At 58.0% G+C, this 25,741-nt stretch carries 22 protein-coding genes; 9 read left to right on the forward strand and 13 right to left on the reverse strand.

What is annotated here, in order from left to right:
• Positions 1-73 precede the first annotated feature (73 nt).
• The 3 genes from pstB to ACCW71_RS13410 are packed head-to-tail and all read right to left on the reverse strand — an operon-like array spanning position 74 to position 4,572.
• Positions 74-841, reverse strand: a complete 768-nt coding sequence (gene pstB, locus ACCW71_RS13400; RefSeq protein ID WP_436372091.1) for a phosphate ABC transporter ATP-binding protein PstB — start codon at positions 839-841, stop codon at positions 74-76.
• A gap of 12 nt (positions 842-853) precedes the next feature.
• Complete coding sequence (gene pstA, locus ACCW71_RS13405) at positions 854-2,488, reverse strand: phosphate ABC transporter permease PstA (RefSeq protein ID WP_436372093.1); 1,635 nt, start codon at positions 2,486-2,488, stop codon at positions 854-856.
• Entirely contained in the window at positions 2,485-4,572 is a 2,088-nt protein-coding gene (locus tag ACCW71_RS13410) for an ABC transporter permease subunit (RefSeq protein ID WP_436372094.1), read from the reverse strand. The genes pstA and ACCW71_RS13410 overlap by 4 nt, the downstream gene beginning before the upstream one ends.
• Positions 4,573-4,722: 150 nt before the next feature.
• Here ACCW71_RS13410 and ppk1 point away from each other — a divergent pair, with 150 nt between their 5' ends.
• The 5 genes from ppk1 to mgtE all read left to right on the forward strand — a co-directional run bounded on the left by ppk1 (position 4,723) and on the right by mgtE (position 10,805).
• Positions 4,723-6,783, forward strand: a complete 2,061-nt coding sequence (gene ppk1 / locus ACCW71_RS13415) for a polyphosphate kinase 1 (protein WP_436372095.1) — start codon at positions 4,723-4,725, stop codon at positions 6,781-6,783.
• 5 nt (positions 6,784-6,788) lie between these two features.
• Positions 6,789-8,312, forward strand: a complete 1,524-nt coding sequence (gene ppx / locus ACCW71_RS13420) for an exopolyphosphatase (RefSeq protein WP_436372097.1) — start codon at positions 6,789-6,791, stop codon at positions 8,310-8,312.
• A 35-nt stretch (positions 8,313-8,347) separates the two neighbouring features.
• On the forward strand, positions 8,348-8,965 hold the full coding sequence (gene tehB / locus ACCW71_RS13425; protein ID WP_436372099.1) for a tellurite resistance methyltransferase TehB: 618 nt from the start codon (positions 8,348-8,350) through the stop codon (positions 8,963-8,965).
• 99 nt (positions 8,966-9,064) lie between these two features.
• The gene (locus ACCW71_RS13430) at positions 9,065-9,250 is read left to right on the forward strand and encodes a YfgG family protein (RefSeq protein WP_436372101.1); all 186 of its coding nucleotides are present in this window, start codon (positions 9,065-9,067) and stop codon (positions 9,248-9,250) included.
• A gap of 121 nt (positions 9,251-9,371) precedes the next feature.
• Positions 9,372-10,805 carry a magnesium transporter gene (mgtE, locus tag ACCW71_RS13435; protein ID WP_436372102.1) on the forward strand — a complete coding sequence of 478 codons (1,434 nt, stop codon included), beginning with the start codon at positions 9,372-9,374 and terminating at the stop codon, positions 10,803-10,805.
• Between the two features lie 3 nt (positions 10,806-10,808).
• Here the strand turns inward: mgtE and ACCW71_RS13440 are convergent, their stop codons facing one another.
• Both ACCW71_RS13440 and ACCW71_RS13445 read right to left on the reverse strand, forming a co-directional pair.
• A complete protein-coding gene (locus ACCW71_RS13440; RefSeq protein ID WP_436372104.1) occupies positions 10,809-11,306 on the reverse strand; it encodes a helix-turn-helix transcriptional regulator in 498 nt (165 codons plus the stop codon).
• Positions 11,307-11,326: 20 nt separating this feature from the next.
• Positions 11,327-11,572, reverse strand: coding sequence for a hypothetical protein (locus ACCW71_RS13445; RefSeq protein ID WP_436372106.1), 246 nt, complete (start codon positions 11,570-11,572; stop codon positions 11,327-11,329).
• Between the two features lie 193 nt (positions 11,573-11,765).
• On the opposite strand from ACCW71_RS13445, the gene ACCW71_RS13450 reads away from it, so the two are divergent.
• Positions 11,766-11,945: a DUF2158 domain-containing protein gene (locus tag ACCW71_RS13450; protein WP_436372108.1), complete on the forward strand. Its 180-nt coding sequence runs from the start codon at positions 11,766-11,768 to the stop codon at positions 11,943-11,945.
• Between the two features lie 32 nt (positions 11,946-11,977).
• On the opposite strand, the gene ACCW71_RS13455 is transcribed toward ACCW71_RS13450, so the two are convergent.
• The 3 genes from ACCW71_RS13455 to guaB all read right to left on the reverse strand — a co-directional run bounded on the left by ACCW71_RS13455 (position 11,978) and on the right by guaB (position 16,176).
• Positions 11,978-12,751 carry a DUF3750 domain-containing protein gene (locus ACCW71_RS13455; RefSeq protein ID WP_436372109.1) on the reverse strand — a complete coding sequence of 258 codons (774 nt, stop codon included), beginning with the start codon at positions 12,749-12,751 and terminating at the stop codon, positions 11,978-11,980.
• A gap of 309 nt (positions 12,752-13,060) precedes the next feature.
• Entirely contained in the window at positions 13,061-14,641 is a 1,581-nt protein-coding gene (guaA, locus tag ACCW71_RS13460) for a glutamine-hydrolyzing GMP synthase (protein WP_436372111.1), read from the reverse strand.
• A gap of 68 nt (positions 14,642-14,709) precedes the next feature.
• Entirely contained in the window at positions 14,710-16,176 is a 1,467-nt protein-coding gene (gene guaB, locus ACCW71_RS13465; RefSeq protein WP_436372113.1) for an IMP dehydrogenase, read from the reverse strand.
• Positions 16,177-16,344: 168 nt separating this feature from the next.
• Here guaB and xseA point away from each other — a divergent pair, with 168 nt between their 5' ends.
• The 3 genes from xseA (at position 16,345) to ACCW71_RS13480 (ending at position 19,175) form a co-directional block, all read left to right on the forward strand.
• The gene (gene xseA / locus ACCW71_RS13470) at positions 16,345-17,718 is read left to right on the forward strand and encodes an exodeoxyribonuclease VII large subunit (RefSeq protein WP_436372296.1); all 1,374 of its coding nucleotides are present in this window, start codon (positions 16,345-16,347) and stop codon (positions 17,716-17,718) included.
• Positions 17,719-17,832: 114 nt separating this feature from the next.
• The gene (locus tag ACCW71_RS13475) at positions 17,833-18,846 is read left to right on the forward strand and encodes a M4 family metallopeptidase (RefSeq protein WP_436372115.1); all 1,014 of its coding nucleotides are present in this window, start codon (positions 17,833-17,835) and stop codon (positions 18,844-18,846) included.
• Complete coding sequence (locus ACCW71_RS13480) at positions 18,843-19,175, forward strand: protealysin inhibitor emfourin (RefSeq protein WP_436372117.1); 333 nt, start codon at positions 18,843-18,845, stop codon at positions 19,173-19,175. The genes ACCW71_RS13475 and ACCW71_RS13480 overlap by 4 nt, the downstream gene beginning before the upstream one ends.
• Positions 19,176-19,219: 44 nt before the next feature.
• On the opposite strand, the gene ACCW71_RS13485 is transcribed toward ACCW71_RS13480, so the two are convergent.
• The 5 genes from ACCW71_RS13485 to ACCW71_RS13505 all read right to left on the reverse strand — a co-directional run bounded on the left by ACCW71_RS13485 (position 19,220) and on the right by ACCW71_RS13505 (position 25,727).
• A complete protein-coding gene (locus ACCW71_RS13485) occupies positions 19,220-21,661 on the reverse strand; it encodes a glucose/quinate/shikimate family membrane-bound PQQ-dependent dehydrogenase (RefSeq protein ID WP_436372119.1) in 2,442 nt (813 codons plus the stop codon).
• Positions 21,662-21,959: 298 nt separating this feature from the next.
• Positions 21,960-22,181, reverse strand: coding sequence for a zinc ribbon domain-containing protein (locus tag ACCW71_RS13490; protein WP_436372298.1), 222 nt, complete (start codon positions 22,179-22,181; stop codon positions 21,960-21,962).
• A 62-nt stretch (positions 22,182-22,243) separates the two neighbouring features.
• A complete protein-coding gene (gene der / locus ACCW71_RS13495) occupies positions 22,244-23,734 on the reverse strand; it encodes a ribosome biogenesis GTPase Der (RefSeq protein ID WP_436372121.1) in 1,491 nt (496 codons plus the stop codon).
• Positions 23,735-23,908: 174 nt separating this feature from the next.
• Positions 23,909-25,090, reverse strand: coding sequence for an outer membrane protein assembly factor BamB (gene bamB / locus ACCW71_RS13500; RefSeq protein WP_436372123.1), 1,182 nt, complete (start codon positions 25,088-25,090; stop codon positions 23,909-23,911).
• A gap of 19 nt (positions 25,091-25,109) precedes the next feature.
• On the reverse strand, positions 25,110-25,727 hold the full coding sequence (locus tag ACCW71_RS13505; RefSeq protein ID WP_436372125.1) for a YfgM family protein: 618 nt from the start codon (positions 25,725-25,727) through the stop codon (positions 25,110-25,112).
• Between the last annotated feature and the right edge of the window lie 14 nt (positions 25,728-25,741).

Here is a 25,741-nt window from a genome sequence, read left to right on the forward strand (position 1 = left end):
ATGAAGTACGGGCAGGGCCCAGGCTCCCATCGCTTTGGGCTTATGTGCGTTCTGCCGAAACCCCCGCCTTTCCTTAGCCGTAGCGTCCGGTAATGTAATCTTCGGTTCGTCGCTGTTTCGGCGCGGTAAAGATACGATCGGTCTCATCAAACTCCACTAACGCCCCCTGATGCATAAACGCGGTGTAATCTGACACGCGCGACGCCTGCTGCATGTTGTGCGTCACCAGCACCAGCGTGAAATGCTGCTTCAGCGTGGTCATCAGCTCTTCAATCACCAGCGTGGAGATCGGGTCCAGCGCGGAGGTCGGCTCATCAAGCAGCAGCACCTCCGGCTCAATCGCAATCGCGCGGGCGATCACCAGACGCTGCTGCTGGCCGGTGGAGAGCGTCAGCGCATTCTGTCCCAGCTGATCCTTAACCTCACTCCAGAGTGCCGCAGCGCGCAGCGCACGTTCACAGGCCTCGTTCAGCACCCGCCGATCGCGCACGCCCTGTAATCGCAGCCCGTAGACCACATTCTCATAGATCGATTTTGGAAAAGGATTAGGCCGCTGGAACACCATGCCCACGCGACGACGCAGCGCCGAGAGATCCTGATCCGGCCGCAGGATCGGCTGCGATCCCAGCAGCACCTCCCCCTCTATCCGGCAGTGATCGATCACATCGTTCATGCGATTAAAGCAGCGCAGCAGCGTCGATTTGCCACAGCCGGAGGGGCCAATCAGCGCGGTGATCTGGTTTTTTGGCACCTGTAGTGAAATATCCTGTAGTGCCAGGCGCTCGCCATACCACAGCGACAGATGGTTAACGGTAAGCGCAATATCCGTGTCGGGCGTCATAGTCATAGCCTGTTATTGAGTCATAAGGCGATAGCGTTCACGCAGACGGTGACGCAGGCTCATCGCCAGCAGATTAAGCGACAGAATAATCAGCACCAGCAGCAGCGCGGTGGCGAACACCAGCGGCCGGTCAGCTTCAATATTCGGACTCTGAAACGCCAGGTCATAAATCTGGAAGCCCAGATGCATAAACTTGCGATCCAGATGAAGATAGGGAAACACCGCGTCGACCGGCAGCTCCGGCACCATTTTCACCACCCCGACCAGCATCAGCGGCGCGGTTTCGCCCGCGGCGCGCGCCACAGCCAGGATCAGGCCGGTCAGCATCGCCGGTAGCGCCATCGGCAGCACCACATGCCACAGGGTTTCCGCCTGGGTCGCGCCCAGCGCCAGCGAGCCCTGACGTAAGCTATTGGGGATACGGGACAACCCCTCTTCGGTCGCCACAATCACCACCGGCAGCGTCAGCAGCGCCAGGGTTAACGACGCCCACAGCAGGCCCGGCGTGCCAAAGGTGGGATTGGGCAGCGCGCTGGCGAAGAAGAGCTGGTCGATAGTGCCGCCCACCAGCCAGACAAAGAACCCCAGGCCAAACACCCCATACACAATCGAGGGAACGCCAGCCAGATTGACTACGGCGATGCGCACCAGCCGGGTCAACGCATTGCGCCCGGCATATTCATGCAGCCAGATAGCGGCGACAACGCCCAGCGGCATCACCACCACCGACATCAGCAGCACCATCAGCACCGTGCCAAAGATCGCCGGGAAAGCGCCCGACTCACTTTCACCCTCGGCCGGGGAGTCGCTGACAAAGCGCCACAGCTGATGCAGAAAATGCAGCGTTTTAGCGGTCAGCGTCATCGCGTTCGGCTGCCAGCTGTCCACGATTTCGGTCAGGGGAATAACATGCTCAGTGCCCTGTACGTCACGCAGGACCAGCGCGTCGCGCTGGCTCTGCTGCTGTAAACCCGCCAGCGTCTCACTCAGCTGATTAAAGCGACGCTGCAAGGCCGCCTGATTTGCCAGATAGTCTGACTGCGCCTCCAGATCGAAATGACCGGCAGTGCGTTTGGCCGCGGCCTGCTCATTGAGCTGTTCGCGCTGGCTGTTAAGGCGCGCCATATCGACCCGGCGGATCTGACTGGCCTGGCGCACCAGTGACTGCACCTGCTGAAGCCGCTGGTGCAGCAGTGCGTCGACATCCTGCGCGGTTAACTCTTCATTATCCTCACGCAGACCGGCAAACCAGCCATAGGCCAGGCCGTGGCTGCGGCGCTGCAATACCATCACGGCCGCAGGCTGACTCACCTTCACCGCTTCCCGGCTGTAGACCGTACGGAAATCGGGCGCGTCCCAGTCACGGTTGCCGGTTTTGATCAGATAACGATACACCAGGCCGCCGCTGTTGCCCTGCTCATCCGCCGGGGCCGGAAAGCGCGGCTGATACGCCAGCGTTTCACCCAGCAGTTGGATTTCGTCTCCGTCGGGCTGGCTGAAACTGTAGAGGTCTACGCGCTGCGGCCAGAAAGCCCGTACGCCCTGCCAGGCCAGCAGGCCAATCAGCAGCGTAAAGGCTAACAGGCAGACCGTGACGGCACCGGCGGTCAGCCAGCGCCAGCGATCGTTTTGCCGCATGACTTTCATGCCTGCTCCTCCTGCTGGCTATAGCGCTGCCGCAGCCGCTGACGGATCAGCTCGGCAACGGTATTGATCACCAGCGTAAACAGCAGCAGCATCAGCGCACTGAGAAACAGCACGCGATAGTGCGCGCTGCCCGCCGCCGCCTCCGGCATCTCAATGGCGATGTTGGCGGAGAGCGCGCGCAGACCGCTGAACAGCCCGCCTTCGCTTTGTGGGGTGTTGCCGGTCGCCATCAGCACAATCATCGTCTCGCCCACGGCACGTCCCAGCCCGATCATCAGGGCGGCAAAGATACCGGCGGAGGCGCCAGGCAGCACCACGCGGGTCAGGGTCTGCCACGGTGTCGCGCCCAGCGCCAGCGACCCCTGGCCCAGCGCGGCGGGCACGCTGAACAGCGCATCTTCAGAGAGGGTGAAGATCAACGGCACCAGCGCAAAGCCCATCGCCAGCGCGGCCACCAGCAGATTGCGCTGCTCGTAGTGCGGCAGCCAGTCGCCGGCATCCGGTATAAACAACGTAGGCAGCCACAGCGTCAGCAGCGTCACCAGCAGTAACAGCGGCAGCAATATCATTATTTCGCGGCCCGGCTGTCGCCAGCGTGCCGGCAGACGGGCGCTGAATACGCCACACAGCAGCAGCGTGCCCGCCAGCGTCAGCGGTAACAGCAGCACGCCCACCAGCGCCTGACCAATATGCGGCGCCAGCCAGATCCCGGCGATTAATCCCACCACCACGCTGGGCAGCGCGCCCATCATCTCAATCGCCGGTTTAACCCAGCGTCGCAGGCCGGGCGCCATAAACCACGCGGTGTACATTGCCGCCGCCAGCGCCAGCGGCGTGGCGAACAGCAGAGCTAAACTGGCCGCTTTCAGCGTGCCGGCCACCATCGGAATCAGGCTGAACTTGGCCTGAAAGCTGTCGCCCGCCGCGGTCGACTGCCAGACCCAGTCAGGTTTGGGGTAGTTTTCATACCAGATTTTTTGCCAGAAGTTGCGCCAGGTGACATCCGGCCAGGGGTTGTCGAGCCGCAGCGTCTGCCAGCTGCCCGCCCGCTCAATCAGCAGGCTGTCGCCGCGCGGGGAGAACTGCGCCTGCACGATGCCGGGTGCCAGCTGGCGTTGCAGGATCGGGCCATCCTGTTTGCTGGCGAACAGCCGCAGCATCCCCTGCCTGCTGAGCGTGGCGAATACCTGCCGTTGTGGTTCGGTGATAAGAAGGCTCTCTCCGCCGCTGTCGGCAAAGGTACGAATGCGTTGCAGCCGTGGCCCCTGGGCGCTGGCGATGGCAAACCACTGGGTGACACCACTCTGATCCTGGATCAGCAGGCTTTTCCCGCCCACCAGCAGATGCAGGCTTTGCGGGCGCTGCGGCAGGGTCTGCGTTTCCCGCAACAGCGCCCGATCCTCATCGAGCTGCCAGACCCGCAGCAGATTGCCTTCGGTGGTATAGAGCAGATCCCCCGCCGGCGACAGGGCCAGCAGATCGGGCTGCGGCTGCGGCAGCGAGAAAATCGCCGCCTGGCGATCGGTGCCCAGCGTCAACACCCGCAGCCCGGCGTCCGTGAGCGCGGCGATCCGCCACTGACCGGGATGCCGGGTCGCCAGCGCCATTTTTGTCACCGCGCCCTCGGGCAGATGGAATGGCTTATCACCCAGCGGAAAATGCCACTGCTCTCCGGCGCTGGGTTGCAGCAGCGTCAGCGCGCCCTGCATATTCAGCAACAGCGTCTGACCATCGGCACTGCGCACCACCTCAGCGGGCGGCGGAGAGAGCGCCAGCGCCGGCTCGGCGGGCTGACCATCCAGCGGAATAAAGCGTGCCGCGCCCTGTTCGCTGATCCGCCAGCCGACGCGCCCCTGATTACCGATGGCTAATGCGGGTGCCCGATCCCAGAGCTGCTGACTGTCGGCGATTTTCAGGCCAGGTGCACTAAACAGCGGCAGTACCACGCCAATCAGCCAGCAGAACAGCAGCAGCATTAACAGCAGGATCGCCACGCCACAGCCGGTGATCAGCCGCCGCGTCAGACGATCCACGGCACGGCGCTTGCGATCGCTGAATTGGACAGGAATGTGGTTTACGCTCATGCGGTTCCGGTAGCAGGCCAAAATAAGCCGCTATGTTGCCCGTAGCCGGTTGATAAGACAACTGCTGGCGTTGGACAACGCTGCCATACTCTCGCCATAATGTTCCGGGACACTGGATCTTCAGTCCTGCAACCGCTATATGGAGTGAGAATGGGTCAGGTAAAGCTTTATATTGAAAAAGAATTAAGCTGGTTATCCTTTAATGAACGGGTTTTGCAGGAGGCGGCGGACAAAAGCAATCCACTGATTGAGCGGATGCGTTTTCTCGGCATCTACTCCAATAACCTCGACGAATTCTATAAGGTGCGTTTCGCCGACCTGAAACGCCGCATTCTGATTGGTGAAGAGCAGGGTTCCGCCAGTACACCACGCCATCTGTTTAAAAAAATACAGCAGCGGGTGATGAAGTCCGATCAGGAGTTTGACGCGCTCTATAATGAGCTGCTGCTGGAGATGGCGCGTAACCAGATCTTCCTGATCAACGAACGTCAGCTGTCGCCCAATCAGCAGGCGTGGCTGCGGCACTACTTTAAGCATGAGCTGCGTCAGCACATCTCCCCGATTCTGATCACCCATGAAACTGACCTGACCGAATTCCTTAAAGACGACTACACCTACCTGGCGGTCGAGATCATCCGCGGTGAGGATATTCGTTATGCGCTGCTGGAGATCCCCTCCGATAAAGTGCCGCGTTTCATTAATTTACCGGCAGAGCCACCGCGCCGCCGTAAACCGATGATCCTGCTAGACAATATTCTGCGTTACTGCCTGGATGATATTTTTAAAGGCTTTTACGACTACGACGCGCTCAACGCCTATTCGATGAAAATGACGCGCGACGCCGAGTACGACCTGGTGACAGAGATGGAGTCGAGCCTGCTGGAACTGATGTCCTCCAGCCTGAAGCAGCGCCTGACCGCAGAGCCGGTCCGCTTCGTCTACCAGCGCGATATGCCCGATTCGATGGTGGAGCTGCTGTGCCACAAACTCTCTATCTCCAACTTCGACTCGATCCTGCCGGGCGGCCGTTATCACAACTTCAAAGACTTTATCGGCTTTCCGAACGTCGGCAAAAACAACCTGGTCAACCGGCCGCTGCCGCAGATCCGCCATATCGGATTTGATGGCTTCCGCAACGGCTTTGACGCCATTCGCGATCGCGACGTGCTGCTCTATTACCCCTATCACACCTTTGAGCATGTGCTGGAGCTGCTGCGTCAGGCCTCGTTTGACCCCAGCGTGCTGGCGATCAAAATCAACATCTACCGCGTCGCCAAACATTCGCGCATCATGGACGCGATGATCCATGCCGCCTATAACGGCAAAAAGGTGACGGTGGTGGTGGAGCTACAGGCGCGCTTTGATGAAGAGGCGAATATCTACTGGGCGAAACGGCTGACCGAAGCGGGCGTACATGTGATTTTCTCTGCGCCGGGCCTGAAGATCCACGCCAAGCTGTTCCTGATCTCCCGCCGCGAAGGGGAAGAGATCGTGCGCTATGCCCATATCGGCACCGGCAACTTTAATGAGAAGACCGCCCGGCTCTATACCGACTATTCGTTGCTGACCGCCGATGCACGCATCACCAATGAAGTGCGTCGGGTGTTCAACTTTATTGAGAACCCCTATCGGCCGGTGACCTTCGATCATCTGATGGTCTCGCCGCAGAACTCACGCCGGATGCTCTATGAGCTGATCGACACCGAGATCGCCAACGCGCAGCAGCAGAAGCCCAGCGGCATTACTCTGAAAATCAACAATCTGGTGGACAAAGGGCTGGTGGATCGGCTTTATACAGCCTCCAGCGTGGGGGTAAAAGTCAATCTGCTGGTGCGCGGCATGTGTTCATTGATCCCGGATCTGCCTGGCATCAGTGAGAATATTCGTGTCATCAGTATTGTTGACCGCTATCTGGAACACGATCGCGTCTATATTTTTGAGAATGGCGGCGATAAGAAGGTGTTCCTCTCCTCCGCTGACTGGATGACACGTAATATTGATTACCGCATCGAAGTGGCGGTGGCGATTCTCGATCCCCAGATCCGGCAGCGCATACTCGATATTATCGCTATTCAGTTGAGTGATACGGTGAAAGCCCGCATCGTCGATAAAGAGCTGAGTAATCATTACGTCCAGCGCGGCAACCGTCGTAAAGTGCGCTCGCAGCTGGCCATTTATGATTACATCAAGAAACTGGAACAACCTGAATAAATCCTATGCCAATTTCTCATAAAAGTACGCCAAAACCCCAGGAGTTTGCGGCGATTGACCTGGGCTCGAACAGTTTCCATATGGTGATTGCGCGGGTCGTCGACGGTGCGATGCAGGTACTGGGCCGCCTTAAACAGCGCGTCCATCTGGCTGACGGGCTGGATGCTCAACACAATCTGAGCGAGGAGGCGATGGAGCGGGGATTAGCCTGTCTGGCGCTGTTCGCTGAACGCCTGCAAGGATTCAGTCCGAGCAATGTCACCATTGTCGGCACCCACACGCTGCGGGAGGCGGTCAACGCCGAAACCTTCCTGCAACGCGCCGCCGAGGTGATCCCCTATCCGATCGAGGTGATTTCGGGCCATGAAGAGGCTCGTCTGATCTTTATGGGGGTGGAACATACCCAGCCAGAGAAAGGCCGCAAGCTGGTGATCGACATCGGCGGCGGCTCCACCGAGCTGGTGATTGGCGAGGATTTTGAACCGCAGCTGGTTGAGAGCCGCCGCATGGGTTGCGTCAGTTTCGCCCAGCTCTATTTCCCGAACGGGGAGATCAGCCGTGAGAATTTCCGTCGCGCCCGCTTAGCGGCGGCACAGAAGCTGGAAACCCTGGCGTGGCAGTATCGCCTGCATGGCTGGCAGTATGCGCTCGGCGCTTCAGGCACCATCAAAGCCGCCTGTGAAGTGCTGCTGGCGATGGATGAGAAAGAGAAGCTGATTACGCCTGAGCGCCTCGATAAGCTCTATGACGAAGTGATCAAATACAAATCCTTCGCCTCTCTCAGCCTGCCGGGGCTGTCGGAAGAGCGTAAAGGGGTGTTTGTTCCGGGCCTGGCGATTCTGTGTGGCGTGTTTGACGCGCTGGCGATTCGCGAACTGCGTCTCTCTGACGGTGCGTTACGTGAAGGGGTACTCTATGAGATGGAGGGCCGTTTCCGTCATCAGGATATTCGCAGTCGCACCGCCCAAAGTCTGGCAAACCACTACGCGATCGACAGCGACCAGGCGCGGCGCGTGCTGGAAACCACCGAGCTGCTCTATACGCAGTGGTGTAAGCAGAACCCGAAGCTGGCCAATCCGCAGCTCGGCGCACTGCTGAAGTGGGCGGCGATGCTGCATGAAGTGGGCCTGACCATCAATCACAGTGGCCTGCAACGCCACTCAGCCTATATTCTGCAAAACACCAACCTGCCCGGCTTCAATCAGGATCAGCAGATGCTGCTGGCGGCGCTGGTCAGGTTCCATCGCAAAGCGGTAAAACTTGATGAGCTGCCACGGGTCACGCTGTTTAAGAAAAAGCAGTTTGTGCCGCTGATTTTCCTGCTGCGCCTGGGTACGCTGCTCAATAACCAGCGCCAGGCCACTACCCGCCCGGATGCCTTAACCCTGAAGTGCGATGATGGCCACTGGACGCTGACGTTCCCGACTGGCTATTTCAGCCAGAACAACCTGGTGCAACTCGATCTGGAACGCGAGCAGAGTTACTGGAACGATGTCACGGGATGGAAGCTCATCCTTGAAGAAGCCTGACCACCCGGGCGCGTTGCGCCCTTCTCACTGAATTGATGAATATGACACATACAGCATCGCTTTCAGGCGAAAACTATTTCGCCGAAACCTATGGACTGACGCCTCCCCACTCTGAAGTGGTTGCGGCTCTGCCTCAGCTCACTATCGGCAAGGCGCTGGATCTTGGCTGCGGCGTGGGACGAAATACGCTGTTTCTTAACCAGCAGGGTTTTGATGTCACCGCGTGGGATCACAATCCGCAAAGCCTGGCGCGTCTGCGTGAGATTATTGCCCAGGAAAAACTGAGCGGCATCCACACCGAACAGCGCGATCTGAACCAGACGCGCTTCAATGGCGGCTATGATTTTGTGCTGTCGACGGTGGTGATGATGTTCCTGCAACCGCAGACGATCCCGCAGCTGATCGCCGATATGCAGGCCTGTACGGTGAAGAACGGCTACAACCTGATTGTGGCGGCGATGAATACCGAAGATATGCCCTGCCCGGCCGATTTTGCCTTTGCTTTCCGATCGGGTGAGCTGAGCCACTATTACCGTAACTGGCACATCGTGAAGTACAACGAAAACCCCGGTCAGCTGCACCGCAAAGATGAAAACGGCAATCGCATTACCTGCCGTTTTGCGACGCTGCTGGCGCAAAAAGCGAGTTACTGATTTTTATCTGCTGTTTTTTTCAACAGCGATTGATTTCATCAGGCGACTGTGACTAAATATTGCAGTCGCCCAGATGGGTCATTACAGGAACCACCCCGCGTGAACAGCGCTATTTCTCCCCGAAGACGTCAAAAAACCGGCACCATGACCCGCATTGTGCTGTTGATCAGTTTTATCATTCTCTTTAGCCGCCTGATTTTTATCCTGCCTGCTGCCTTCGAACATCATCAGCAACAGAAAACCCCTGTGGAACCCGTTGCCGTTACTACTGGTGACACGCGCTAGCGAACAGCCTTTTTTGCCTGAAATCTGAATGTTGCCCGGCTGACCGGACTCTTTTTTGCATCCCTTTTTCAGGCGAAACGCTACACTTCGTGCTGGTGCTTTCAGACTAAAGGGACGCAATGTGTCTGCCTCACACTCACAACGTTTAAGTGAAATACGTCATCGTATTCTGACGCTGCTGCTCAATGAGCACGATCTGGTTGATGCCCTGCTGGAGAAATCCAGCGATCGCAACCCTGAACAGCAGCGTGAAAATGCGGCCCAGCGTGACGCGCTGGAACAGGATCTTCTGCAACTGCATGCGGCTGACCTTGCCGATATTCTCGAAGCCTTACCCGAAGAGGAGCGGCAGGCGCTCTGGCAACTGGTGCCCAATGCGCGGCGCGGACTTGTGCTGGTTGAAGCTTCTGAAACCGTCTGGGACAGCCTGACGGAAAAGATGAGCGACCGCGATATTCTCAGCGCCATTCAGCCGCTGGATATTGACGATCAGGTCTGGCTGGCGCGCTATCTGCCGCGTGACCTGACCGGACGCCTGCTGGCGACGGTCGAGCCGGGCCTGCGCGCCCGCATGCTCAGCATGGTGCAGCTCGACCGTGACCGCGTAGGCCGGGTGATGGATTTTAATATCCTGACGGTGCGCGACGATGTCACGCTGGCTACGGTGCAGCGTTTCCTGCGCAAGCGCAAAAGCATGCCGGGCGGCACCGATAAGCTCTTTATTACCAACAAAGACAACCAGCTGCTGGGCGAGTTGATGCTGACCGATATTCTGCTCAACAAACCCAAAACCCTGGTCAGCGACGTCATGAACGCGCGCCCCACCACTTTCCAGCTTAACGATAAGGCTGAAGACGCCGCCAGCGCCTTTGAGCGCTATAACCTGATCTCAGCCGCCGTCACTGACGCGAAAGGCAAACTGATTGGCCGCGTCACCATTGAAGACATTATCGATCTGGTAAACGCCGAGAACGAAAGCAACATTCGTAAGATGGGCGGTATCAGCCAGGAAGAGGATGTCTTTGCGCCGGTGCGTAAATCGGTGCGGAAACGCTGGGCGTGGCTGGCGATCAATCTCTGTACCGCCTTTATCGCTTCACGGGTTATCGGCCTGTTTGAAGGAACCATTTCGCAGATTGTGGCCCTGGCCACGCTGATGCCTATCGTGGCGGGTATTGGCGGCAACACCGGTAATCAGACCATCACCATGATAGTGCGGGCGCTGGCGCTGCATCAGGTGGAACCAGGCAACTTCTCGTTTCTGATTGTCCGTGAACTCGGCGTCGCGCTGATTAATGGCCTGTTCTGGGGCAGCATCATGGGCGGCATCACCTGGCTGATGTATGACAACCTGGCGCTGGGTGGCGTCATGATGCTGGCCATGGCGCTTAATCTGCTACTGGCCGCGCTGATGGGCGTGCTGGTGCCGCTGGTGATGACCAAGCTGAAGCGTGACCCTGCGGTCGGCTCCAGCGTACTGATCACCGCCCTGACCGATACCGGCGGCTTTTTTATCTTTCTGGGCCTGGCCACGCTGTTTCTGATACCGCACTGAACGTCAGGCGCGCTGGCCGTAGCGTTGCAGCGACCCGTTGAGATTACGCTGGCGCGTCACCTGCGCCAGTTCGCGGGTCGCCGCAGGCAGCGTATAGTTCCCCCGCTGGCTCAGCCATTCCAGTACGTCCGTTAAGTGCCAGATGGCGGTTTTACCGTCATGAACCGGCAGCGGAAACGGCGGGCGGTGGCTCAGCATCAGTTTGCGCATGTTCTGCCGCGTCATCCCGACAATCTCGGCCACATCGGTTAACCCCACGAAATCGGGTGCCGCTTCAACCAGCGTCGCGCCGGGTATCGCGCGCAGCACATCCTCTTCCGCGCTGTTCAGTACCTGCTGAGCGGAGTCTGACTCCCGGGTAAACTCCAGCGCGATCCGGCCAGGCATGCCCAGGCCGATCAGCGCATCGTCACAGCCTGCTGCCGCCAGCGTTTCCAGCATCTCATCCACCGGGGCATGACCTTCCGGCAGGCTGAACCGCAATGTAAAACAGTATTCCATACGCCTCTCCTTGTGCTGCATCAGGAATGCAGATAGTGACAGTGATCGACCACGCGCCGCAGCGCACGGGCATGCTGATGGGCATTTTTCGGTGTGCTCCAGATACAGGTCAGGCAAAACTCCCCGCATCGACACATCAACAGATTTTTCGGGCAGTACATTTTTCCCCAGGCGTGATGGCCTCCCGTCACCACCAGCCAGCCCCTGGATTCAGCGTAGCGTAACGCCGCTTCGATCTCTTTATTGGGATGTCGCTTCCTGCCCATGTGTGTCCCTATCCTGACGTTTAATTCGCAAGTTGTCAACTGACAACTCAATGAAATTTATCTCGTGCGGCACAGCATGCGCACTCTTTTTCTCACGGTAAAACGGTCAGGGTATAAACTGGAAAACGTCACGCAAAAAACGATCAACGCCGCAGTTCAGATGGCAGGATCATCGTTCAACAACGGAGGCAATATGTTTAAAGCAGAGGATTTTGTGCAGTCGAAAACCGGTGGGCCGAAGATGCAGGTGCTGCGCGTCGAAGGTGACACCCTGTGGTGCGCCCGCATTGATGATGCAGAGAAGAAAGAGATCGAGGTGAAGGCAGAGAGCGTCAATCTCTATCACGAAGAGGGCGATTTTGGCGTCTGCTGATACAAAATGGCCCCGCGAACGGGGCCTGAGTGTCAGGGTTTATTCTGCTGAAGGTTGTCATTACCCAGGCCGCCAATAAAAGGCAGCCGCAGCCGGAACGGCGTAAAATCGAGCCCCATATTCAGCCCCAGCAGATTGACTTCGAACCCTTCTTCCGCCCCCAGCGTCACGCCCGCCACGCCCAGAATCGACACCTGCACGCCACGTCCTGATGGCGGCAGTCCGACCGGACGCCACAGTGGCCGGTAATCTTTACCCAGCGCATTGGCGGGCAGATCGAGCTTTAAAGTCGGCACTTCACGGCCAATGTGTGCCAGGAAGGTGTTGCTGTTCGGCCCCGGCCAGGCGTGGTAGGTCGTGGGCCACGGATAGGATTTAATGGCGGCCTCGATCCGCGGGATCATCGCTTCCGCTTCCGGCCCGCGATGCTCCACCAGCAGTCGGGGCTTCGCGCCATACCAGTAGCCATCCGGGATATTGGTGTTGCGCCGCACTTTATCGCCGCTGCCCCAGCTAATCACCTCATAGCGGGTATAACGGGTTTCCCCCGCACGTTTGAAAATGATCCACGGATGCACCGCCACCGCCCCTTTCCAGCCATAGGTCGGTGCGGCATAGACCTGCACGATAGCCAGATTCGCCACAGCGCGTGGATCGGGCGCTATCCCGGCCGAATCGCGCCGGGCCGACCACCAGCCGCCCCGCTCTGCGGTTTCGCTGTGGCGCGTCGCCTGCGCGATGCTGGCACCCAGCGATAACAGCAGTACGGCAACAAAAAACAGGCTGAACACTTTCAGTGAGAGCATGACAACATTCCTGGTGACGTAAGAATCATGAAACGCCTGTTTAACAGGCGGTTTCAGTAAGCGGCTTTGGGATACGGGCGATCGGTAAAAGCGGCGGGTAAAAGCGGGACAGCCATTGATGCTGGCGAACAAGCTTTTACTGCCAGGCAGCATAGCGCAATTTTCAGCAAAGTGAACAGAAAACCGCCAGCGTCGGGGGGAATGTGCTGAAAGGTTAAAAGGGTGGGAAGACCAGCAAGTGTGATGAGGAGCAGACAGTAAAAAGCCCGCTATGCGGCGGGCTTCAGAGTCATCAAGACTTAGGCGGGTTTATTCCCACTCAATCGTCGCTGGTGGCTTACCGCTGATGTCATACACCACGCGGGAGATACCGTTGACTTCATTGATGATGCGGTTAGAGACACGACCGAGGAACTCATAAGGCAGATGCGCCCAGTGGGCGGTCATAAAGTCGATGGTTTCCACTGCACGCAGCGAGACAACCCAGTCATATTTACGGCCATCGCCCATCACACCCACTGAACGGACCGGCAGGAAGACAGTGAACGCCTGGCTGACTTTGTTGTAGAGATCCGCTTTATGCAGCTCTTCGATGAAGATGGCATCGGCCCGGCGCAGCAGGTCGCAATACTCTTTCTTCACTTCGCCCAGCACGCGCACACCCAGCCCCGGCCCCGGGAACGGATGACGATACAGCATGTCGTATGGCAGACCCAGCTCCAGACCGATCTTACGCACTTCGTCTTTGAACAGCTCTTTCAGCGGCTCAACCAGGCCCATCTTCATCTCTTTCGGCAGGCCACCGACGTTGTGGTGCGATTTGATCACGTGCGCTTTACCGGTGGCAGAGGCCGCCGACTCAATCACGTCAGGATAGATGGTGCCCTGCGCCAGCCACTTCACGTCCTGAAGCTTCAGCGCTTCTTCGTCAAACACTTCAACAAAGACACGGCCAATGGTTTTACGTTTGGCTTCAGGATCGTCGATGCCCGCCAGCGCGTTCAGGAAGCGCATCTCAGCCGGAACATGGATGATGTTAAGGCCAAAGTGATCGCCAAACATATCCATCACCTGCTGCGCTTCATTCAGACGCAGCAGGCCGTTGTCCACAAATACGCAGGTCAGACGATCGCCGATGGCGCGGTGCAGCAGCATCGCCGTCACAGAGGAGTCCACGCCACCCGACAGGCCGAGGATCACCTTGTCGTTGCCTACCTGCTCACGCAGGCGCTCAACCGCATCTTCGATAATTTTGGCGGGCGTCCACAGCGCTTCACATTCACAGATGTCGATGATGAAACGCTCAAGCATCCGCAAGCCCTGACGGGTATGGGTGACTTCCGGGTGGAACTGCACGCCGTAGAAACGCTTCTCTTCGTTGGCCATGATGGCGAACGGACAGGTTTCGGTGCTGGCAACGGTTACGAAGTCGGCCGGAATAGCGGTGACTTTATCGCCGTGGCTCATCCAGACATCCAGCAGCGGCTTACCGGTGGCGCTGATGGCGTCCTCAATACCGCGCACCAGCGCGCTTGGGGTGGTCACTTCAACCTGCGCATAACCAAACTCGCGCTCGTTAGAGCCAGAGACAGTGCCGCCCAGCTGCATCGCCATGGTCTGCATACCGTAGCAGACACCCAGTACCGGTACGCCTGCGTTGAAGACATATTCAGGTGCACGCGGGCTGTTCAGCTCGGTGGTGCTTTCCGGTCCGCCGGAGAGAATGATGCCGCTCGGATTGAACTGGCGAATCTGCTCTTCGGTGACGTCCCATGCCCAGAGTTCACAGTAGACGCCCAGCTCACGCACGCGACGTGCCACCAGCTGAGTATATTGAGAGCCGAAATCGAGGATCAGGATGCGGTGCTTATGGATATTTTCCGTCGTCATTGAGGGGTTTCCAGAACGGTGACTTGATAAATAAAAGCGCCCGGCTGAAGCCGGGCGGGAAATCGGGATTACGAACCCATCCGGTAGTTCGGTGACTCTTTGGTGATGGTCACGTCATGCACGTGGCTCTCATTGATGCCCGCGCCGCTGATGCGGACAAACTCCGCTTTGGTGCGCAGATCGTCAATGGTCGGGCAACCGGTCAGGCCCATGCATGAGCGCAGGCCGCCCATCTGCTGATGGACGATCTCTTTCAGACGGCCTTTATAGGCGACGCGGCCTTCGATCCCTTCCGGCACCAGTTTGTCAGCGGCGTTATCTGTCTGGAAGTAACGGTCAGAAGAGCCTTTGGACATCGCGCCCAGTGAACCCATGCCACGATAGGATTTAAACGCACGACCCTGATAGAGTTCGATTTCACCCGGCGACTCTTCGGTTCCCGCCAGCATTGAACCGACCATCACGCAGGAAGCACCGGCGGCGATCGCTTTGGCGATGTCGCCAGAGAAACGGATACCGCCATCGGCAATCACCGGAATGCCGGTGCCTTCCAGCGCGGCGACAGCGTCAGAAACCGCGGTAATCTGCGGTACACCAACGCCGGTAACGATACGGGTGGTACAGATAGAGCCAGGGCCGATACCCACTTTAACCGCGCTCACGCCCGCTTCAACCAGCGCCAGTGCACCCGCACCGGTCGCCACGTTGCCGCCGACGATCTCAAGATCCGGGTATTTCGCACGGGTTTCACGGATACGCGACAGCACCCCTTCCGAGTGACCGTGCGAGGAGTCAATCAGCAGCACGTCAACACCCGCCGCGACCAGCGCATCGATACGCTCTTCGTTACCGGCACCGGCACCTACCGCCGCACCGACACGCAGACGACCCTGCGCATCTTTACAGGCGTTGGGTTTACGTTCGGCTTTCTGGAAATCTTTCACGGTGATCATGCCCAGCAGATGGAAGCTGTCGTCCACGACCAGCGCTTTCTCCACGCGCTTTTCATGCATTTTGTGCAGCACCACATCGCGCGCTTCGCCCTCTTTCACCGTCACCAGACGCTCTTTCGGGGTCATCACGGCAGAAACCGGCTGGGAGAGATCGGTAACAAAGCGTACGTCACGACCGGTAATAATACCCACCAGTTCGTTGTCGCGGTTCACCACCGGGTAGCCGGCAAAGCCGTTACGCTCGGTCAGCGCTTTAACCTCAGCCAGCGGCGTGGTAGGCAGCACGGTCTGAGGTTCAGTGACCACGCCGCTTTCATGTTTCTTCACCTTGCGAACTTCATCCGCCTGGCGTTCAATCGACATGTTTTTATGGATGAAGCCCAGGCCGCCTTCCTGCGCCAGCGCAATCGCCAGACCCGCTTCGGTCACGGTGTCCATCGCAGCAGAGAGCATCGGAATATTTAAACGGATGTTTTTGGTCAGCTGAGTGCTGAGATCGGCCGTATTCGGCAGGACGGTGGAGTGAGCAGGAACGAGCAGAACGTCGTCAAAAGTGAGTGCTTCTTTAGCGATTCTTAACATGGCAATACTCCACCTCGGGTGATTGAGAATAGATAAAATATTGCCGCGGCATTATACAGGCCGTAACCGTTTGCCTCCAGCATTATTTAAGAAAAACTCTTGATCCGCGCAGGCAGCCCTGTAGTATCGATGAATTAACCTGCTGATTTGGAATTTGATCTTCGTCACATGTCACTGCCACCGACCGCCAATATTTTTACCGTCAGCCGTCTTAACACTACAGTGCGTCAGCTACTGGAGAAAGAGATGGGCCTGGTATGGATCAGTGCCGAGATTTCCAACTTCACTCAACCGGCATCGGGTCACTGGTACTTCACGCTAAAAGATGATGGTGCCCAGGTGCGCTGCGCCATGTTCCGCAACAGCAATCGTCGCGTCACCTTTCGTCCGCAGCATGGTCAGCAGGTGCTGGTGCGCGCCACCATCACGCTCTATGAGCCCCGCGGTGACTATCAGCTGATCGCCGAAAGCATGCATCCGGCGGGCGAAGGTCTGCTTCAGCAGCAGTTTGAACTGCTGAAGGCGAAGCTGGCGACCGAAGGGCTGTTCGATCCGCAACACAAGCAACCGCTGCCGGAACCGGCGCGTCAGGTTGGGGTCATCACCTCGGCCACCGGCGCGGCGCTGCATGATGTGCTGCGCGTGCTGCATCGCCGCGATCCCTCTCTGCCGGTGGTTATCTATCCCACCGTGGTGCAGGGTGTTGATGCCCCGGCGGCTATTGTCCGGGCGATTGAAATCGCCAACCTGCGCAACGAATGTGACGTGCTGATTGTCGGACGCGGCGGCGGTTCGCTGGAAGATCTGTGGAGCTTTAATGACGAACGGGTTGCGCGCGCCATTTTTGCCAGCCGCATTCCAGTCGTCAGCGCGGTCGGTCATGAAACTGACGTGACCATTGCCGACTTTGTCGCCGATTTACGCGCGCCGACCCCCTCGGCGGCGGCAGAGATTGTCAGCCGTAACCAGCTGGAGCTGCTGCGTCAGTTGCAGTCACAGCAACAGCGGCTGGAGATGGCGATGGATTACTATCTGGCGCGTCAGCAGCGCCTGTACAGCCGGCTGGAACACCGGCTGCAACAGCAGCATCCGCAGCTGCGGCTGGCCCGCCAGCAGACGACGCTGTTCCGCCTGCAACAGCGCCTGACGGACGCGATGGAAACCCGGTTGCGTCAGGCTTCGCGCCAGCAGGATCGCCTCGCCTATCGCCTTAACGCCCGCCAGCCTCAGCAGCGGCTGTTCGAGGCGCAGAAGCAGCTACAAAGCTGGCACTATCGTCTGCAACAGAGCATGGAAAAACAGCTGAGCGCGGAGAAACAGCGCTTTGGTCAGTGCGTGGCACAGCTGGAAGGGGTCAGTCCGTTAGCGACCCTGGCGCGCGGTTTCAGCGTGACCACCGACGCCACAGGCGAAGTGGTGAAAAAGACCGGCCAGCTACAGAGCGGCGACCTGCTGCGAACCCGTCTTGATGATGGCTGGGTCGAAAGCCAGGTGACTCAGCTATTGCCTGAGAAGAAGCGCCGCCGCAAAACCGCCTCCTGACCGCCCTGCCCGTCAGCGCATACCTCTCTACTTACCGCTGGCCTCACGAATGAGGCCTGTTCAGCCGGACGGGTCTATACTTTTTGGTACATTCCTACTGCCAAGGAGTTTCCGATGGCTCACTGTGTTATTCCTCCCTATATCCTTCGTAAAATTATCGCGCACGGCTCCGGCCATCAGCAGGAGCAGGCGCGTCGCACCCTGACGCATGTTCAGCATCTGATGGCGCAGCACTGGCAAAAACCGACGGTAACTAAAACCGCCGCTGGCGGCCATGTGGAGCGTGAGATTTATGATGCGCAGGGCCAGCAGACCCTGCCCGGTAAGCTGATTCGTCAGGAGGGTCAGCCTGGCAATGATGATGTGGCAGCAGAAGAAGCCTGGGACTATCTTGGCGTCACCTATGACTTCTTCTGGCAGGCCTACCAGCGTAACTCGCTGGATAATCAGGGGCTGAAACTGGCGGGAACCGTGCACTATGGTGAGAAATATCAGAACGCCTTCTGGAATGGTCAGCAGATGGTGTTTGGTGATGGTGACGGCGAAATCTTCAACCGTTTCACCATTGCGATTGACGTGGTGGCGCACGAACTGGCGCACGGCGTGACAGAAAATGAAGCCGGGCTGATCTACTTCGAACAGGCTGGCGCGCTGAATGAGTCACTGTCGGATGTGTTCGGCTCGCTGGTGAAACAGTTCAGTAAAAAACAGAGCGCCGATCAGGCGGACTGGATCATCGGCGAGGGGCTGCTGGCGAGCGGCATTCATGGGCGCGGTTTACGTTCGATGTCGGAACCCGGCACCGCCTATGACGACCCGATGCTGGGGAAAGATCCTCAGCCAGCCCATATGGACCACTTTGTGAAGACCCGCGAAGATAATGGCGGCGTTCACATTAATTCCGGCATTCCTAATCGCGCGTTTTATCTGGCGGCCAAAGCGCTGGGCGGCTATGCGTGGGAACAGGCGGGTCAAGCCTGGTACGACACCCTGTGTGACGATGAACTGCCGCAGGATGCGGACTTTAAGACCTTTGCCCGCTTCACCGTTCAGCATGGTGAAAAACGTTTCAATCGCTCGGTTGGCAGCGCGATTGAGCAGGCCTGGCAGGAGGTTGGCGTGCTATGAGTCAACTGCCGGAACTCACCGATGATGCCACCATCATCGTGGCGCGTGAAGGAGGGATGGCCTTTATTCCGGGGCTACGCGCCGAACGACGCTTTATGCTGGGTGAGCTGCCAGCGCCTGAAAAACAGCGCGTCTGTCATGCGCTGGAACAGGCGATGCCGCTGGGTGAACCGGAGGAGAAAGCCGCGCAGGTGGGCAGTGGCGATCAACGCTATTTCCGCATTCAGATCCAGTACGCCACACGCCGCCAGGCCGGGACTATCGTCCTGCTGATCCCTGAACAGGTGGCCCCGCCGGAGTTGCAGGCACTGTGGCGCGACGGCGAATAAACAAAAAAAGGGTCGACAATGTCGGCCCTTTTCCTTAAACGTTGTTACTTGCTGTCTGGCAGCGCGTAGGCAATCACATAATCGCCACGATCCGGCGACTGACGTGCGCCACCCGCCGAAATCAGGATGTACTGTTTGCCATTTTTCGGTGAGACGTAGCTGATCGGGCCGCCCTGACTGCCGACCGGCAGACGCGCTTTCCACACCTCTTTACCGGTTGAGGTATCAAAGGCGCGCAGATAGTAATCCTGCGTACCGGCAATAAATACCAGTCCGCCCTGCGTAGCCAGGGTTCCGCCCAGCGTTGGCATACCGATCGGCATTTTCACGCCCATCTTAATGCCAAAGGGTCCGGTATCCTGCACGGTACCGACCGGCACCTGCCAGACGATTTTCTGGGTTTTCATATCAATCGCTGACAGCGTCCCGAACGGTGGCTTCTGGCAGGGAATACCCAGCGGTGACATAAAGCGGTTTTTATTCACCGCATACGGCGTGCCTTTCAGCGGAACCGCGCCCATACCGGTGTTGATTGCTTCGCCGCCGTTGCTGCCGCGTGCGATGTTGCCGGTATCCGCCGGGATCATCTGCACCCACAGACCTAAGCGCATGTCATTGACGAACAGCAGATGATTGTTGGGGTCGGTCGACATGCTGCCCCAGTTCATCCCGCCCAGCGAACCTGGGAAGCTCAGCGACTTATCAGTACCCGGCACGGTGAACAAGCCATCATAACGCATCGATTTAAAGGCGATACGACACGCCAGTTGATCAAACGCGGTCGCGCCCCACATATCGGACTCTTTCAGCGTCTGGTTGCCAATCTGCGGCATCCCGGTCGAGTGTGGCTGGGTTTTGGTGTACTGCTCGTTGGGGATATTACCCTGCGGCATCGGCAGTTCTTCGACTTTGGTCAGTGGCTTGCCGGTCATGCGATCAAGCACAAAGATCATGCCGGTCTTACCGCCGATCACCACCGCTGGCGTAGTGCTGCCATCTTTCTGCGGGAAGTCGATCAGGCTCGGCTGCATCGGCAGGTCGAAATCCCACAGATCGTTATGCACGGTCTGATAAACCCACTTCTCTTTACCGGTGGTGGCATCCAGCGCCAGCACCGAGGCACCATATTTGTGATCCAGCGCGGTACGGTTCGCACCCCAGAGATCGACCGATGAACTGCCCATCGGAATGAACACGGTGTTCATTGCCGGATCGTAAGACATCGGCGCCCAGGAGTTTGGCGTACTGCGGGTGTAGGCTTTGCCTGGCATCAGAATCGCGTTGGGATCGACATTGCCGGGGTCAAACGCCCAGCGCATCTGGCCGGTGATCACGTCAAATCCGCGCAGTACCCCACCCGGCATATCTGTCTGTACGTTATCCGCAACGCGACCGCCCACTACTACAGTGGTTCCGGCCAGCGTTGGCGCGGAGGTCAGCTGATATTGCGGGTCCGGTGCCTGGCCCATGCCCGCTTTTAAATCAACGATGCCGTGATTGCCGAAGTTTTCGCAGAACTCACCGTTGTCAGCGTTAATCGCAATCAGGCGCGCGTCGATGGTGTTCATCAGAATACGACGCTGACAGCTGTCACCGGCTGGCAGCACGGCGGCAGGCACCGGCGTCGAGCCGGGCTTATCAGGCTGTTGCAGCGGTCGGGTGGCGTCAAAGTAAGCCAGACCCCGGCAGCGCGGCCAGACTTCCGCCTGAGCATTAATTTCACGCTTCCAGATCTGCTTACCGCTGTCCGCTTCAACCGCAATAACGTTGTTGTGCGGGGTACAGAGATAGAGCGTGTTGCCAATCTGCAACGGCGTCTGCTGATCTTCTGCGCCGTTACCGGTCGGGCTGACCGGTGTATCGCCGGTATGGAAGGTCCAGGCGACCTGCAAATCTTTTACGTTGTCGCGGGTGATTTGATCGAGCGCCACAAAGCGACTGCCCTGCGGCGTATTGCCGTAGTTATCCCAGTTTTTCTGCTGTTGCGCTTTATCGACCGGGATCAGCGGCAGCTCCTGACCGGAGCTGGCGACGGTCGGATGCGGCTGGAACATCTGCACCAGGGTGGCGACCATGCCTATCGCCAGCAGCGCAGAGAGGCTATAAGCGGGTTTTGCCAGTGAGCGCTTACCTTCATGCTTGCGCAGCGCAGGCCAGAGCAGGAAAGCGAGCAACATCAGTCCGGCGGGCAGCATCAGGCGCGATACCAGTGGCCAGAACTCCAGCCCGGCGTCAGACAGTGACCAGATCAGCGTGCCGATAAAGACCAGCAGGAACAGCACCACGGCCGAGGATTTGCGACGAAAGAACTGAATTGCGGAGAGGATAATCACGATACCCGCAATCAAAAAGTAGCAGCTGCCGCCAAGCGCAACCAGCTTGCCGCCGCCAATTGCAAAAAACAGACCGGTGGCAAGCAGCACCAGTCCAAGCAGCACCGATGCGATTCCCAGTCCCTTTGCGGAGCGGGAGGATGTTTCAGCCATAACAGTAACTCTCCTGAGTAAACAGAATGCCCGGGCGTGCGTCACCCGAACTCCGGCGGGGTAAAAAGCCCACGCAGAGCGGTTTCAAACCGACTATAAACAGACCTGCGTCCGTGAGAATTGCTGAACCGAAAGAGAATGGATGTGGCTGGCCCTCCCACGACGCGGCAGGATTGTACCACCTGGTACATTATGGAGTGAACATTTACAACGCACTTGTTACGGCGTAATAGCATTTTTGCTACAAATTCGGCCCGGCTAAGGCTGAGCCTCCGCAAGTTTCGTCGTCAGAGGGTCGTCAGCCACCGGCTGGCAGCAACAGCACGCGCTTTGTGGAGATCAGGCCATGCCCCTGTCCGCAGAAATAGTTAACCGCACCACAGGCTTTGAGTACCTCCAGCGGCTGATGGCACTCCGGGCAGCACGGCTGCGCCGGGTAACGCGCACCACAGCCATTACAGATCAATTCACCGTCACTGAGCGACAGCGGTTGCTGACATTGCGGGCAGTTCAGACTCATCATTCACCTCCTGGCTGACGATAGGCAGGGCAAAAAAAGAGGGCCGGAAGGCCCTCATTCGCTTAACGCTTATTCTTTTTCATATGCGCCATCAGACGCTTACGTTTACGCTGCTGGGTTGGCGTCAGCAGGTTACGTTTACCTTCATAAGGGTTATCACCCTCTTTGAACTGGATACGGATCGGCGTTCCCATCACGTTGAGTGATTTACGGAAATAGTTCATCAGGTAGCGCTTGTAGGAGTCCGGCAGATCTTTAACCTGATTACCGTGGATCACCACGATTGGCGGGTTATAGCCCCCCGCGTGCGCATACTTAAGCTTCACGCGACGGCCGCGCACCAGCGGTGGCTGATGGTCGTCGGCCGCCATGTTCATGATGCGGGTCAGCAGCGAAGTGTTAACGCGCCGGGTCGAACAGTCATAGGCTTCGGTGATCGACTCAAACAGGTTGCCGACGCCGCTGCCGTGCAGCGCAGAGATAAAGTGGATGCGGGCGAAATCGATAAAGCCGAGACGGTAGTCCAGCGTCTCTTTCACTTCATCACGCACTTCCTGCGACAGGCCATCCCATTTGTTGACCACAATCACCAGCGAACGACCGCTGTTCAGGATAAAGCCGAGCAGCGAGAGATCCTGATCGGAGATACCGGCGTGGGCATCAATCACCAGCATCACCACGTTGGCATCTTCAATCGCCTGTAGCGTCTTGATGACTGAGAATTTCTCGACGGTGTCGGAGATTTTGGCACGCTTACGCACCCCCGCGGTGTCGATCAGCACATATTCACGCTCATCACGTTCCATCGGGATATAGATGCTGTCACGGGTGGTGCCCGGCATGTCGTAGACCACGACGCGGTCTTCACCGAGGATACGGTTAGTAAGCGTTGACTTACCTACGTTGGGACGGCCCACGATCGCCAGTTTAATCGGCAGACCGGTCGGGTCGAAGTTTTCTTCTTCCTCTGCGGCTTCCTGCTCAGCAATCTCGTCAGCTTCAAGCGAAGCCCAGTAAGCCTGGTTCTCTTCTTCTTCAGTGAGTTCGACCGGCTCAACCTTCTCCATCCACGGCAGCAGCGCCTCTTCTATCAGGCTGGTCACACCGCGACCATGCGAAGCCGCGATGGCGTGGATTTCGCCCAGCCCCAGCGAATAGAAATCGACCACCGCCTGATCGGGATCGAGTCCGTCAGTTTTGTTCGCCACCAGGAAAGTGGCCTTCTGGCGGGAACGCAGATGCTTAGCGATTTGCTGATCGGCGGCCATCATGCCGGCGCGCGCATCGACCATAAACAGCACAACGTCCGCTTCTTCAATCGCCAGCAGCGACTGCTCCGCCATCCGCGTTTCAACACCCTCTTCGGTGCCGTCGATACCACCGGTATCAATAACAATAAATTCGCGCCCTTCCACTTCGGCGCGACCATATTTGCGATCGCGAGTCAGTCCGGGAAAATCCGCTACCAGCGCATCACGAGTGCGGGTTAAACGGTTAAATAGCGTAGATTTTCCCACATTGGGACGCCCAACCAGCGCGACCACAGGTACCATAACAAAATGCCTCAATAAAAAATGAATCGCCCGAATGGCGTGATTATAACGGCTCTGGCCATTAAGTTCAGGCTGAAGGCGCAAAGAATACCATGCCTGACTAAAAACGAAACGGCCCCTGATTAAATCAGGAGCCGTCACAACGGAGGATTTCACCTGCCGGACGTTTACCCCTTAACGGGTAATCGCATACACCTCGCCATCTTTCGACTGGATCAGCAGCTTATCGCTGGCGACCACCGGCTCGGTCTGGAAGCCAGAGCTATCCAGTTTCTGCTGCGCGACAAAACGCCCATCCGTGGTGTTCAGCCAGTGCAGATAGCCTTCGCTGTCACCCACCACCAGATAGCCGTTGTAGAGCACCGGTGAAGTCAGGTTACGGTGCAGCAGGTCGCTCTGACGCCAGATGGCGACACCGCCGTCGGCGTTAAGCGCAATCACGCGGTCATCCTGATCGACCAGGTAGATGCGGCCCGCATCGACAATCAGATCTTTAACACCGCCGATTTCACGTTTCCACAGAATCTGACCGGAGCGCAGATCCAGTGCGGTTAAATCGCCGTTGTAGGCCAGCGCGTAAACCACGCCATTGACGATCACCGGCGTGGTATCGACGTCGTTCAGGCGATCAATTTCGGTGGCACCGCTAATTTGCGAAATACGCTGCTGCCAGATCAGCTGTCCCTGGTTCAGGATCACCGCGCTGACACGACCGTTGTCGCCGCCGACGATAGCCCCGCCAAAGGCGACCGCCGGAGCAGACTCACCCCGCAGCGACAGCGCTGGCATATCCAGGTTAACGCTCCATTTGATCGCGCCGCTGCTCTGATCCAGTCCCTGCAACATGCCGTTGCTGGTGTGAACCAGCACTAAACCGTCGCTGACCACCGGACGCGACAGCGCTTCACCCGCGACTTTAGTCTGCCAGGCCTGGCTGCCATCACTGCTGTTCAGGGCATAGACCTGACCGCGCTCGCTGCCGACATAGATCCGATCGCCATCCGCGGTCAGACCACCGGATAACAGGGCGGAGCGGTTTTTCGAGAAGAAACCGGTTTTCTCAGAGAGATCGACCTTCCATTTCTCTTTACCGTTGGTCGCATCCAGCGCTTTTACGATACCAAAACGATCGGCGGCGTAAACGGTGCCCTCCTGCCAGGCAGGATGGAGGTTAGAGTAGAAATCACCGACGCCATCGCCCACCGAGGTGTTCCACACTTTCTGTGGCGTGAACTGATTTTCCACCTTCGGCAACGGGGCCATTTTTACTACATCTTCTTCGCCGCTAAACAGCGAACAACCGCTGAGCAAAGTGACTGAAATCAGTCCCGGCAGCAGGTATTTACGTAATTCCATGCGCTCTCTCTTGACTGGCTTAGCTTAAGTTATTCATCTTCATCTGCATCATCTGCTTCAATGCCGGAGAGGCGTCAGAGTCGACTCCTTTACTCCAGGCATCGCGCGCGCCCTGCTTGTCGCCTTTGCTCAGCAGCGCTTCGCCGCGAATATCGGCCACAATGGCTGTCCAGCCATCACCCTTCACACCGTCAAGGGTTTTAAGCGCCGCGTCCGCTTGATTCTGTTGCAGTTGAATGCGTGCCAGGCGCAGGTTAATCACCGCCTGCAGATTGGCATCTTTGGTATCTTTCAGGCCGTTTTGCAGCAGCGTCGCGGCTTTATCGAGCTGACCGCCGTCAACATAGCGCTTCGCCAGATCCATCGCCGCCAGGGCACCGTAGGTGTTGCTGTTTTCACTGGCGAAGCGATCGACCGCTTCCAGCGTCGCTGGCTTGTCCGCCTGCATGGCACTGGTCAGCTGCTGATACTGCGCGGATACCGACTTCGCCGCGTCATCCTGGTGCGAAGTCCAGTAACGCCAGCCACCCAGCGCCGCGATACCAATCACCACACCAATGACTAACGCTTTGCCATTGTTGGCAAAAAAGTTGCGCAGCACTTCGGTCTGCTCGTTCTCATTGCTATACACTTCCACGCAATCCCTCTCCT

The organism is Pantoea sp. C2G6, assembly GCF_051336815.1.
Classification (GTDB): Bacteria; Pseudomonadota; Gammaproteobacteria; order Enterobacterales; family Enterobacteriaceae; genus Pantoea.